The 12,256-nt window shown below is 37.0% G+C and carries 13 protein-coding genes and 1 other annotated feature; of the genes, 9 read left to right on the plus strand and 4 right to left on the minus strand.

What is annotated here, in order from left to right; all coding sequences use genetic code 11:
- Positions 1 to 18: 18 nt before the first annotated feature.
- Positions 19 to 1,254: a dicarboxylate/amino acid:cation symporter gene (locus tag AC1Q8N_RS16310; RefSeq protein WP_000814822.1), complete on the minus strand. Its 1,236-nt coding sequence runs from the start codon at positions 1,252 to 1,254 to the stop codon at positions 19 to 21.
- 995 nt (positions 1,255 to 2,249) lie between these two features.
- Between AC1Q8N_RS16310 and AC1Q8N_RS16315 the strand changes: the two genes are divergently transcribed.
- On the plus strand, positions 2,250 to 3,593 hold the full coding sequence (locus tag AC1Q8N_RS16315; RefSeq protein ID WP_098068902.1) for a TrkH family potassium uptake protein: 1,344 nt from the start codon (positions 2,250 to 2,252) through the stop codon (positions 3,591 to 3,593).
- A gap of 33 nt (positions 3,594 to 3,626) precedes the next feature.
- Here the strand turns inward: AC1Q8N_RS16315 and AC1Q8N_RS16320 are convergent, their stop codons facing one another.
- The gene (locus tag AC1Q8N_RS16320; RefSeq protein WP_116442972.1) at positions 3,627 to 4,019 is read right to left on the minus strand and encodes an imidazole glycerol phosphate synthase; all 393 of its coding nucleotides are present in this window, start codon (positions 4,017 to 4,019) and stop codon (positions 3,627 to 3,629) included.
- 202 nt (positions 4,020 to 4,221) lie between these two features.
- On the opposite strand from AC1Q8N_RS16320, the gene ytfJ reads away from it, so the two are divergent.
- Together ytfJ and AC1Q8N_RS16330 are read left to right on the plus strand one after the other, a co-directional pair.
- Positions 4,222 to 4,689 carry a GerW family sporulation protein gene (gene ytfJ / locus AC1Q8N_RS16325; RefSeq protein WP_053078521.1) on the plus strand — a complete coding sequence of 156 codons (468 nt, stop codon included), beginning with the start codon at positions 4,222 to 4,224 and terminating at the stop codon, positions 4,687 to 4,689.
- Between the two features lie 108 nt (positions 4,690 to 4,797).
- Positions 4,798 to 4,887 (plus strand): hypothetical protein, encoded by a 90-nt coding sequence (locus AC1Q8N_RS16330; RefSeq protein ID WP_000608225.1) that lies wholly within the window; start codon positions 4,798 to 4,800, stop codon positions 4,885 to 4,887.
- Positions 4,888 to 5,250: 363 nt separating this feature from the next.
- On the opposite strand, the gene AC1Q8N_RS16335 is transcribed toward AC1Q8N_RS16330, so the two are convergent.
- Together AC1Q8N_RS16335 and AC1Q8N_RS16340 are read right to left on the minus strand one after the other, a co-directional pair.
- Complete coding sequence (locus tag AC1Q8N_RS16335; protein ID WP_000101010.1) at positions 5,251 to 5,490, minus strand: YkuS family protein; 240 nt, start codon at positions 5,488 to 5,490, stop codon at positions 5,251 to 5,253.
- Between the two features lie 86 nt (positions 5,491 to 5,576).
- On the minus strand, positions 5,577 to 5,816 hold the full coding sequence (locus AC1Q8N_RS16340) for a DUF3911 family protein (protein ID WP_000752504.1): 240 nt from the start codon (positions 5,814 to 5,816) through the stop codon (positions 5,577 to 5,579).
- A 68-nt stretch (positions 5,817 to 5,884) separates the two neighbouring features.
- On the opposite strand from AC1Q8N_RS16340, the gene AC1Q8N_RS16345 reads away from it, so the two are divergent.
- The 6 genes from AC1Q8N_RS16345 (at position 5,885) to leuA (ending at position 12,212) form a co-directional block, all read left to right on the plus strand.
- Entirely contained in the window at positions 5,885 to 6,112 is a 228-nt protein-coding gene (locus tag AC1Q8N_RS16345) for a hypothetical protein (protein WP_098077867.1), read from the plus strand.
- Positions 6,113 to 6,231: 119 nt separating this feature from the next.
- On the plus strand, positions 6,232 to 7,128 hold the full coding sequence (gene ilvE / locus AC1Q8N_RS16350) for a branched-chain-amino-acid transaminase (protein ID WP_048544941.1): 897 nt from the start codon (positions 6,232 to 6,234) through the stop codon (positions 7,126 to 7,128).
- 17 nt (positions 7,129 to 7,145) lie between these two features.
- Positions 7,146 to 7,373: a binding site (T-box leader), on the plus strand.
- 73 nt (positions 7,374 to 7,446) lie between these two features.
- Positions 7,447 to 9,147 carry an acetolactate synthase large subunit gene (gene ilvB, locus AC1Q8N_RS16355; RefSeq protein WP_098077870.1) on the plus strand — a complete coding sequence of 567 codons (1,701 nt, stop codon included), beginning with the start codon at positions 7,447 to 7,449 and terminating at the stop codon, positions 9,145 to 9,147.
- Positions 9,144 to 9,653, plus strand: a complete 510-nt coding sequence (ilvN, locus tag AC1Q8N_RS16360; RefSeq protein ID WP_000822948.1) for an acetolactate synthase small subunit — start codon at positions 9,144 to 9,146, stop codon at positions 9,651 to 9,653. The genes ilvB and ilvN overlap by 4 nt, the downstream gene beginning before the upstream one ends.
- 20 nt (positions 9,654 to 9,673) lie before the next feature.
- On the plus strand, positions 9,674 to 10,690 hold the full coding sequence (gene ilvC / locus AC1Q8N_RS16365) for a ketol-acid reductoisomerase (RefSeq protein ID WP_493521280.1): 1,017 nt from the start codon (positions 9,674 to 9,676) through the stop codon (positions 10,688 to 10,690).
- Position 10,691: 1 nt separating this feature from the next.
- Positions 10,692 to 12,212 (plus strand): 2-isopropylmalate synthase, encoded by a 1,521-nt coding sequence (gene leuA / locus AC1Q8N_RS16370; RefSeq protein WP_098077874.1) that lies wholly within the window; start codon positions 10,692 to 10,694, stop codon positions 12,210 to 12,212.
- The last annotated feature ends 44 nt before the right edge of the window (positions 12,213 to 12,256 follow it).

Genomic DNA, 12,256 nt, shown 5'->3' on the forward strand with positions numbered 1-12,256 from the left:
ATTCACTCCTTTTTTGATTTAAGATGCTGCGGATTGATCCGTATTATATTTTTCTTCTGATTTTGCGACGATCATTGCGCAAATTGCATCACCGGAAATATTTACAGCTGTTCTTGACATATCTAAAATGCGATCAATACCGATAATTAAGGCAATACCTTCTACGGGTAGATTTACTTGATTTAAAACCATCGTAAGCATTACAAGTCCAACACCTGGTACACCAGCAGTACCGATACTAGCTAGTACAGCAGTTAATACGACGACAGCTAATTGGGACATAGTAAGCTCAACTCCGTATACTTGAGCGATAAACACAGTTGCTACACCTTGCATAATGGCAGTACCATCCATATTAATTGTTGCACCTAGTGGTTGTACAAAAGAACTTATCGCTTTTGGAACGCCAAGTTTTTCTTGTGCTGTTTTCATTGCAAACGGAAGAGATGCATTAGAGCTAGATGTACTAAACCCAATTGCCATTACCGGTCCGAAATGTTTAAAGAAACGGACAATACTTTCTTTTGCTAATACCTTTAATAATCCGCCATAGACGAAGACGCCGTGAATAATAAGTACTAGCATAACGACAATCATATACTTGAACATCGCAGCGACGCCTGCAAGACCCATTTTACCAACGGATGAAGCGAGCAATCCAAATGTTCCGATTGGAGCTAATTTCATAACGAGATTAACAAGATACATCATTAATTCGTTGCCCTGTTCAAGTAATGAATGGATACCTTGAACTCGTTTTCCTAAAATAGCTATACCGAGTCCGATTAATACGGCAAAGGCAATAATTTGTAACATGTTTCCATCAGCCATCGCTTTTGCTGGGTTATCTGGTACGATATTTAGCAATGTATCGACGAAAGATGTTTCGGTTTTTGCCCCTTCATATTTAAGCCCTTCGGTTTTAAAGTTACCGCCAGATCCTGGTTGTATAATCAGTGCAAATGTAACTGCAATAGAGATGGCAACGGCTGTAGTTACAAGAAAGAATGAAATTGATTTTAAGCCGATTCTTCCAAGTTGTTTCGGGTCTCCAAGCCCAGCAGATCCAAGCACGATAGAAATGAATACAACAGGAACAACTAGCATTTTAATGAGGCGAATAAATAATTGACCAAGTGGATTGAACACATATTGATTTAATGGTTCAAAAATGGATGGTGCAGCTAAATTTAAAGTGAGTCCGACGACTAAACCGAGAAATAATGCGATTAAGATTGCTTTTGTTTGTTTCAATAAAACCCCCCCTTTATTTTTGTGAAATTACTTTCTACATTAATTGTACAGAAAAACCGCCTGTTTCGACAGTATTTTCTGAATATTTTGTATGAAAATATGTATTTAAATATAGATTGCTTTTGCTAAAGTAAGCAAAAAATTTGGGGAATTTAGTTAGAACACAAAGTAGACCATCACATAGGATGGTCTAGGGAAGGGGACAATTTATGTCAATTTAATTAGGGATGGAAGCTATTCAAAGACACTGGGGAATGTCTTATAAATTAGGGAGGAACAGCTTCGATACGTATACTATAAAAGTTGGATGTGACCCCCATGTGAACATAGAGTGAAAGAGAGAGGGAGTTTTAAATAGAAGATAGAGTAAATAAAAAAATAAGACCATCACAAATGATGGCCTAAGGAAGGGGACAATTTATGTCAATTTAATTAGGGATGGAAGCTGTTCAAGACACTGGGGAATGTCTTATAAATTAGGGAGGAACAACTTCGATACATATACTATAAAAGTTGGATGTGACCCCCATGTGAACATAGAGTGAAAGAGAGAGGGAGTTTTAAATAAGAGGTAGAGTAAACAAAAAATAAGACCATCACAAATGATGGCCTAAGGAAGGGGACAATTTATGTCAATTTAATTAGGGATGGAAGTTGTTCAAGACACTGGGGAATGTCTTATAAATTAGGGAGGAACAACTTCGATATATATACTATAAAAGTTGGATGTGACCCCCATGTGAACATAGAGTGAAAGGTATGAGAATTTGAGAAATGATACATATAAAATGATTGTTACGAGAGTTGTAGAGTACGAATAAATATAATAGAAAGTTTCTTGTCATAAAATGAAGTGGAGTTCGAGTATAAATAAAAGTTGAAATCTTTAAAAAAAAGGATTATGCTCAACTATATTATAAGAATATAAGGTTTATCCCGCTATGTAAGGTTTCTTATAAGCCTTTAGTTATGAGGGGAAAAGGGAGTTAGTGAACATGGAAGTAACAAAAAGACAAGGGCTGTATAATCGTTTTATACGATTAAATCCACCACAAATATTAGCACTAGGTTTTTTCTGCTTAATTCTGGTTGGCGGTTTGTTATTAAAGTTACCATTCGCAACGAAAGTACATATTAGTTGGGTAGATGCTTTCTTTACGGCAACGTCAGCAGCAACTGTAACCGGATTAGGAGTAGTAGATACTGCAAGTACGTTTACGATGTTTGGCGAGATTGTTATTATGTTTTTAATTCAAACAGGTGGTTTAGGTCTTATGACAATTGCCATTTTAATTGTTTGGGTATTAGGTAAAAAAATCGGGTTACGCCATCGATTATTAATCGGAGAGGCATTTAATCAGACAAATATAGGTGGTCTTGTAAAATTAGTAAAACGTGTCTTTATATTTTCAATTTGTATTGAATTGATTGGAGTTATCTTTTTATCATTTCGCTTTATTCCAGAGTTTGGCTTTGGAAAAGGTGTATACTATAGTATTTTTCACGTGATCGCATCATATAATAATGCCGGATTTGCTCTATGGCCAGATAATTTAACGAGGTATGTAGGAGATCCAATTATTAATATTGGGATCTGCTCTTTAATCGTAATAGGTGGTCTCGGTTTTACTGTATTAATTGATATATGGTATAGCCGGAGTTTTCGAAAATTATCGCTTCATTCCAAAATCATGATTGTTGGAACAGTAGCGCTAAATGTGATAGCGATGATTGTGATTTTTGTATTGGAATATAATAATGTGAAGACGTTGGGGAATTTACCTTTAAATGAAAAGTTATGGGCTTCTTTTTTCCAAGGTATTACTCCTCGCACTGCTGGATTTAATACAGTTGACTACGGGGGGATGGAAGAATCATCTATATTACTTACGATGGTTTTAATGTTTATTGGTGCAGGAAGTGTATCGACAGGTGGAGGGATTAAATTAACAACGTTTGTTATTTTAGTTACATCCGTCCTTTCTTTCTTTAGAAAAAAAGAGGAAATCGTTTTATTTCAGCGCACGATAAAAATGTCAACAGTAACGAGAGCGTTAGCCATTGCTGTTGCCAGTCAAATACTCATTTTTGCAGCAGTATTTGTATTAATGCTTACAGAAAACTTTAGTTTTATTCAGTTACTATTTGAAACAATTTCAGCGTTTGGAACAGTAGGGTTAACGATGGGGATTACTGCAAAGTTATCAGCGTTTGGAAAATGTATTATTATGTTTGTTATGTTTTGTGGATTAATTGGACCGTTAACACTTGTTTTTTCTTTAGCGCGACCAGCAAAACAAAAAATTAAATATCCATGGGAAGATGTATTTACAGGATAAGGTATCCCGCATAAGCGAGATACCTTTTTCTTTTTAAAAAAGGGAGAACAATAATCCGACAAGTGCTACTCGGAATAAAATTGCAATGAGTGCTGCAATTCCGCCGACAATCGCAGCGATACCACCAGTTACAGTAGCTCCGCGATTATAAGCGTAAATTCCTAGTAATACAGAAACAAGACCAAATAATGTTGGGAAGGTAAAGAGTGATAAGATAGATAAGGCAAGAGCGATAAAGCCAGCAGTTGATCCAGCGGCGGACGATCTTACATCATCTTTATTATCTTTCTCATCGTAATCATAATCAATGTGCTGTGGTGCAACCTCAGCTGCATATTCTTCTTTATAGTCACTATAATCACTATCTATTCTATCTCTTTTTTTATACTCATCAAATTTCTCAGTCAAAGTCATGACTCCTTTCATAACAAGGTTCAATAGTAGTATGCATCTCTTTTTCTTTTTTATCCCGCTATTGTAGCCCGTAAACATCTGATTGCTGATGGCTAATAATCAGTGGGGGATGAACAAAGCCCTGCTGATTAAAGTTTCACTTTATCCGAACGAGTACAAGGCGTAATTCCACTTAGAAGAGTAAAATTGTTTTTTTGAAATAGGAAAAGTTAGTATGACTTCCTCTATTTTGGAAAGTATAAAAAAGAATAATGAGGAAAGGGTGCAATACATAATGGAACATCCAATTGAAGATTTAATGAAAACAGCAATGACAAATTTAAAAGAGATGGTAGATGTAAATACGATTGTCGGAAGTCCAGTTTCAACAGCTGATGGAAATGTAGTATTAACAGTATCTCAAGTGGCTTTTGGTTTTGGTGCCGGCGGAAGTGACTTTAAAGGTGATTTTATTTCCGAAAAGCATAATAACGGACAAGGGCAGCATAAAGAGAAGAAGCAAAGCCATCCATTTGGAGGCGGAAGCGGGGCTGGGGTTTCTATTAGCCCAGTTGCTTTTTTAGTAGTCGGTTCGAACGGTGTGCAAGTATTACACCTCAATAGTAGTACACATTTAATTGAAAAGGCTTTAAATACGGTACCAAGCACTGTAGATAAATTTGTAAATGGTCGCCAAAAGTGAACTTGCATTTTTTAGGAATTATGATATATTAGAAAAAGTGCGCTTTAAGATGATCGGAATAATTGAACTGTAAATATATATGATGTGTGGAATAAGGGAGAGGAATTTATGATTAATATCAAAAACTTAGTAGTTGGCTTATGTATGTTAGTAAGCGGTTTTGTTGTATATGTAATAAAAGAAAAAGCTCCATTCTAAAACAGACAAACCGTTACTGTCTGTTTTAAATTTACAAAAAACGTTGACAAGTTATTGTATTAGTGTTAAAATTTTAATTCGTGTCTCGGTTACAGCTAGTGTAAAGTAAATAAATCTTATAAATATAATACGAAAAGTTTGCGAAAGATCGGGTAGTCTTACCAACAACTTTTGTGAACAAACCCTATAAATTATTATTGTAGGCTTTATATGTATACTAGTGAATCAAGGAGCGGTCAGTGGAACCGTAATGATGAGAGAGAGGTAGGGCTTTCATCCAGTATATGTTACTTTCCCGTTAGGTGAATATAAAAAAGAGGACTCCTTTTCAAAAGGAGTCCTCTTTCTTTTTGTATAATACATTTAAGTGCGGCTCTCTACTTGCTGACAAATTTCATCTGTTGTTAGACCATGAGCTGCAATTACCGATCCCTTAATTGATGCATCTGCAATACCCATCATATTAGAATCTTGCCCAGTTACAACACAACAATCGCACCCTTGTGCATCATGTTCGGAGCCCAAGGTAACAACTTCATGTCCCTGTTGCTGAAGAGCTTGTTGAACATCTGTTAATGAGTTTTCAACGCCAATTCTAGCCATAATTCTCACCTCCTACCATCTAGTTGCTAGTATGCTCAAGTCCACTGCATATATTTATGAAAAGACGGTAGGAAGTAAATCTTTGTTTAGTCGTTATATACACCAGTAAGCATTTGACTTACGAATTGATCGTTTAAAGTATCTTGGGCAGAAGAAGTATTTGAATGAATGTCAATTGAAGCAATAAAATTATTATGTTCTTTATTATTTGGTTCTACCTCTACATAATTATCGAATTTACAAAAACCTTTCGTATCCATTAGATCAAATAGTTGAAGCATTTCTACTACCTCTTGTCTCGTTCCTTTAATTTGTACACACGCCATATTGATTTCCTCCTTCATTTTGACAAATTGTTTTTTAAAAATAGGATTATGATTACGAAACGAAAAATATGAATGTTATTTTTAGACAGCGTTATTCTTATTATTTCCCCCCTTTTTCAGCAAAAGTCGTTATATATTCCCGAATTTATAAAAACGGACGTCCGTTTATTGAATACAATAGATTCGTATCAATTGATGAAAATCCTTCTTTTAAACAAATAATTTTTTTAGTAGAAATTGACGAAAAAAATTTTTTATTTTTTGTAAACGTTAACAATGCTGTTAAATCAATATAATCAAAGATGTACGTACGATTAAAAATTATAAATTTTCTAAAAATTAACTTGATTTATTTAGAAAGGAGAGTAAACTAGGAAACAATAAAAAATTCATAGAACATAGGAGGCGCTTTCCAGTGAACGAGCAATGGATTTTCTTAAATGGAGAATTTGTTCCAAAAGACGAGGCAAAAGTTTCAGTATATGATCATGGTTATTTATATGGCGATGGAGTATTTGAAGGAATTAGAGTATATAGCGGTAATGTTTTCCGTTTGAGAGAGCATCTTGTCCGGTTATATGAATCAGCAAAATCCATTATGTTAGAAATTCCATATTCTTTAGATGAAGTAACGAATATTGTTGTTGAGACGATTCGACAAAATAAATTATCTAATGGATACATTCGCCTTGTTGTATCGAGAGGAGCAGGAAATCTTGGATTAGATCCTGATTCTTGTAAGAAACCGAATGTAGTAGTAATTGCAGAACAACTATCTTTATTCCCGCAAGAATATTATGAAAAGGGGATTCCGGTTGTAACAGTTGCAACGCGCCGAAACCGTCCAGATGTTTTGTCGCCTCAAGTAAAATCTTTAAATTACTTAAACAATATTTTAGTTCGTATTGAAGCGAAATTAGCTGGAGTACAAGAAGCACTTATGTTAAATGATCAAGGATACGTAGCTGAAGGCTCAGGAGATAACGTGTTTATTGTAAAAGGAAATAAATTAATTACACCACCAAGTTCTGCTGGAGCGTTAGAAGGCATTACACGAAACGCTATATTAGAAATCGGTGAAAAACTTGGATATGACGTTAGAGAAGAGTTATTTACAAGGCATGATGTATATGTAGCTGATGAAGTATTTTTAACAGGAACGGCTGCTGAAGTAATTGCTGTTACGACAGTAGATGGTAGAACGATTGGTTTAGGGCAAACAGGTCCACATACGAATCGTTTATTAGAAGAATTCCGAAAGTTAGTTGTAGAAGATGGAGAGAAGATTTACGAAGAAAATAAAGTTGGATAACAACTCTTTATAACAATAAGAAAGCGTTGAGAGGGAGGAGTAGTTGATTGTGAAGCCTCACAGAGAGTCGGTGGTTGCTGAAAACCGATGGTTCACGTCGACGAACATCGCCCTTGAGTGCTAAGCTGAAGCATTTGTCTAGGCTTAGACGGTAGCTCCGTTATTAGCTAGACTCATTTATGAGTCACTGAGGCAAGAGTATTCTTGCGAAGAAGGGTGGTACCGCGAAATCTTTCGTCCCTTCAGCACATAGCTGGAGTGTGGACGTAGGATTTTTTTTATTGATAAAAATTTTCAAAAAGGGGGCTTATAAGAACAATGTCTTCAAAAACGGAAGAGAAACTGGCAACGGGTGCACAGCTATTGTTAGAAGCGTTAGAAAAGGAAGGAGTAGAAGTGATTTTCGGTTATCCTGGTGGTGCTGTTTTACCTCTTTATGATGCACTCTATGACTGTGAAATTCCGCATATTTTAACAAGGCATGAGCAAGGAGCTATTCACGCCGCGGAAGGGTATGCCAGAATTACTGGCAATCCAGGGGTTGTCATTGCAACGAGTGGGCCAGGTGCTACAAATGTTATTACCGGTCTAGCAGATGCGATGATTGATTCATTACCACTTGTTGTATTTACAGGGCAAGTAGCAACGACGTTAATTGGAAGTGATGCTTTCCAAGAAGCGGATATTATGGGGCTTACGATGCCAGTGACAAAACATAACTATCAAGTGCGAAAGGCTTCAGATTTACCTCGAATTATTAAAGAAGCATTTCATATTGCTAGAACAGGAAGACCAGGCCCAGTCGTTATTGACCTTCCGAAAGATATGGTAGTAGAGCAAGGAGAACGCTGTAATGACGTACAAATGGATTTACCAGGATACAACCCTAATTATGAACCAAATTTACTCCAAATAAACAAATTATTACAAGCAATTAGGGCTGCAAACAAGCCGTTAATTTTAGCTGGAGCAGGTGTATTGCATGCGAAGGCTTCGAAAGAGTTAACAAGTTTTGCTCGTAAATATGAAATTCCTGTTGTGCATACATTACTTGGTCTTGGTGGGTTTCCGCCAGATGATGAACTTTTTCTAGGGATGGGAGGAATGCACGGTTCTTACACAGCCAATATGGCGTTATATGAATGCGACTTACTTATTAATATAGGTGCAAGATTCGACGATCGTCTTACTGGGAATTTAGCTTATTTTGCTAAAAAGGCGACTGTTGCGCATATCGATATTGATCCAGCCGAAATCGGAAAAAATGTGCCGACTGAAATTCCTATTGTTGCAAGTGCTAAGCGAGCTTTGGAAGTATTACTTCAACCAGAAGGAAAGAAAGAAAATCATCATGAATGGATCTCTTTACTAAAGAGTAGAAAAGAAAAGTATCCATTTTCTTACAAACGAAATTCGGAAAGTATTAAGCCTCAATACGCAATTGATATGTTATATGAAATTACGAAAGGAGAAGCGATTGTAACAACAGATGTTGGGCAACATCAAATGTGGGCGGCACAATATTATCCGCTCAAAAATCCAAATAAATGGGTAACTTCAGGAGGATTAGGAACGATGGGATTTGGGTTTCCAGCAGCAATTGGTGCGCAAATTGCAAAGCCTGAGGAACTAGTTATTGCAATTGTCGGTGACGCCGGATTTCAAATGACCTTGCAAGAATTAAGTGTGTTAAAAGAACATTCGTTGCCTGTTAAAGTATTTATCTTAAATAATGAAGCTTTAGGAATGGTAAGACAATGGCAAGATGAATTTTATAATCAAAGATACTCACACTCTTTATTGTCGTGTCAACCAGATTTCGTCGCTCTTGCGAATGCGTATGGCATAAAAGGAGTTCGCATAGAGGATCCACTTCTTGCAAAGAAGCAAATACAGCAGGCGATTGAATTAAAAGAACCGGTCGTAATTGATTGCCGTGTACTTCAATCAGAAAAGGTAATGCCGATGGTTGCGCCAGGGAAAGGTGTTCACCAAATGGAGGGAGTGGAAAAAAGGTGAAGAGAATTGTTACAGCGACAGTTCGAAATCAAAGTGGTGTGTTAAACCGAATTACGGGTGTTATGACACGAAGACATTTTAATATTGAAAGTATTTCAGTAGGTCATACGGAATCATCGGACATATCGCGGATGACGATTGTTGTACACGTTGAAAATGAACAGCAAGTGGAGCAGTTAATTAAACAACTTCATAAGCAAATTGATGTTCTGAAAGTATCAGATATTACAGAAGAAGCGATGATCGCAAGAGAACTTGCACTTATTAAAGTAGCAACATCAGTAGCAAGAGCAGAATTATATAGTTTAATTGAACCGTTTCGAGCCGCTGTAATAGATGTTGGGAAGGATTCCATAGTTGTGCAAGTAACTGGTACGCAAGAGAAAGTAGAAGCATTAATTGAATTACTTCGTCCGTATGGTTTGAAAGAAATTGCTAGAACAGGTGTAACAGCATTTACGCGTAGTATGAAAAAACAAGATAAGCAAGTTATGTTAATTCAATAATCATTTAAATATAGGGGGAAATGAAAATGACAAAAGTTTATTATGAGAAAGATGTAATGGTAAATGTATTAAAAGAAAAGAAAGTAGCAATCATTGGATATGGTTCGCAAGGTCATGCGCATGCGCAAAACTTACGTGATAACGGATTTGATGTAGTAGTAGGTTTAAGAAAAGGGAAGTCTTGGGATAAAGCGAAAGAAGATGGATTTTCTGTATATACAGTAGCAGAAGCAGCGGAAAAAGCTGATGTAGTAATGATTCTACTACCAGATGAACTCCAGTCAGAAGTATATGAAGCGGAAATTGCGCCAAATTTAAAGGCAGGAAATTCTCTCGTTTTTGCACACGGATTTAATGTTCACTTTGATCAAGTGAAACCACCAGCTAATGTAGATGTATTTCTAGTAGCGCCAAAAGGGCCAGGTCATCTTGTGCGCCGTACATTTGCTGAAGGCGGAGCTGTTCCTGCATTATTTGCAGTATACCAAGATGCAACAGGAGTTGCGACTGAAAAGGCACTTTCTTATGCTGATGGGATTGGAGCGACGAGAGCTGGTGTATTAGAAACGACATTTAAAGAAGAAACAGAAACAGATTTATTTGGAGAGCAAGCTGTGCTTTGCGGCGGAGTAACTGCGCTAGTAAAAGCTGGATTTGAAACGTTAGTTGATGCTGGTTATCAACCGGAACTTGCATATTTTGAATGTTTACATGAACTAAAACTAATCGTTGACCTTATGTATGAAGGCGGACTTGAAAATATGAGATATTCAGTTTCAGATACAGCGCAGTGGGGCGACTTCGTATCAGGACCACGCGTTGTAACGGAAGATACGAAGAAAGCGATGGGTGCAGTGCTAGCAGAAATTCAAGATGGTACATTTGCAAGAGGCTGGATTGCAGAGCATAAAGCAGGAAAACCAAATTTCCATGCGACAAATGAGAAAGAGAATGAACACGAAATTGAAGTAGTTGGACGTAAATTACGTGAAATGATGCCGTTTGTACAGCCGCGAGTAAAGGCAGGGGTCAAATAATATGAAGCAGATTTTGTTCATGGATACGACGCTACGTGATGGCGAACAATCACCAGGAGTAAATTTAAATGAACAAGAGAAATTGCAAATTGCAAGGCAATTAGAGAGACTAGGTATTAATGTCATGGAAGCTGGTTTTGCAGCAGCTTCCGCAGGGGATTTTCAATCGGTAAAACGCATCGCAAATACCATTCAAAATGCTACAGTTATGAGTTTAGCTAGAGCGAAAGAAAGTGATATTCGAAGAGCATATGAAGCGGTGAAAGGTGCTGTATCTCCTCGTTTACACGTATTTTTAGCCACAAGTGATATTCATATGAAATATAAACTTTGTATGTCAAAAGAAGATGTATTAGATAGTATTCACCGCTCGGTTACACTCGGGAAATCATTATTTCCGACAGTACAATTTTCTGCAGAAGATGCGACAAGAACAGCAAGAGATTTTTTAGCTGAAGCAGTTGAAGTTGCGATTCGTGCAGGAGCGAATGTAATTAATATTCCAGATACAGTTGGATATACGAATCCAGAAGAATATTATTCTCTTTTTAAATACTTACAAGAATCCGTTCCTTCATATGAAAAAGCAATTTTCTCTTGTCATTGTCACGATGATCTTGGGATGGCAGTAGCAAATTCATTAGCTGCGGTTGAAGGCGGAGCGTTGCAAGTAGAAGGAACAATTAATGGAATTGGAGAAAGAGCAGGTAATGCGGCGCTAGAAGAGGTCGCAGTTGCTCTTCATATTAGAAAAGATTTCTATAAGGCGGAGTCTTCTATGACGCTAAAAGAAATTAAAGCGACGAGTACATTAGTAAGTAGATTAACAGGTATGGTTGTACCGAAAAATAAAGCGATCGTTGGAGCGAATGCATTTGCTCATGAATCCGGAATTCATCAAGATGGTGTTTTAAAAGAAGTGACAACATATGAAATTATTGAACCAGCGCTAATAGGCGAATCTCAAAATCTATTCGTACTTGGAAAACATTCTGGACGTCACGCGTTTACAGAAAAAATGAAAGAGCTTGGCTATGAATTTACAAAGGAAGAACGAGATGCGGTGTTTGAAGCGTTCAAAAAATTAGCTGATCGTAAGAAGGAAATTACTGAGGAAGATTTACGTGCGCTTATGCTTGGTGAAGCAGCATTTGCAGCTCAGCAATATAACATTACGCAACTACAAGTTCATTTCGTATCAAATAGTACACAATGCGCGACAGTTGTACTAAAAGACGAAGAAGGAAATGCATACGAAGATGCAGCCACTGGTTCTGGTAGTATTGAGGCGATCTATAATGCAATCCAAAGAATTTTAGGATTAGAATGTGAATTGGCGGATTATCGCATACAATCTATTACACAAGGTCAAGACGCACTGGCTCATGTTCATGTTGAATTAAAAGAAGGAACGCATCAAGTATCAGGTTTTGGTGTTGCGCAAGATGTATTGGAAGCGTCGGCAAGAGCATATGTCCATGCAGCAGGGAAATTAAAATCTCTGATAGCGCTTGTGAAATAAGTGTTTGATGGGTGAGGGAGAAGTTTCCTTACCTATCAAATTAA

The organism is Bacillus sp. GW823-FHT06B01, from assembly GCF_058952315.1.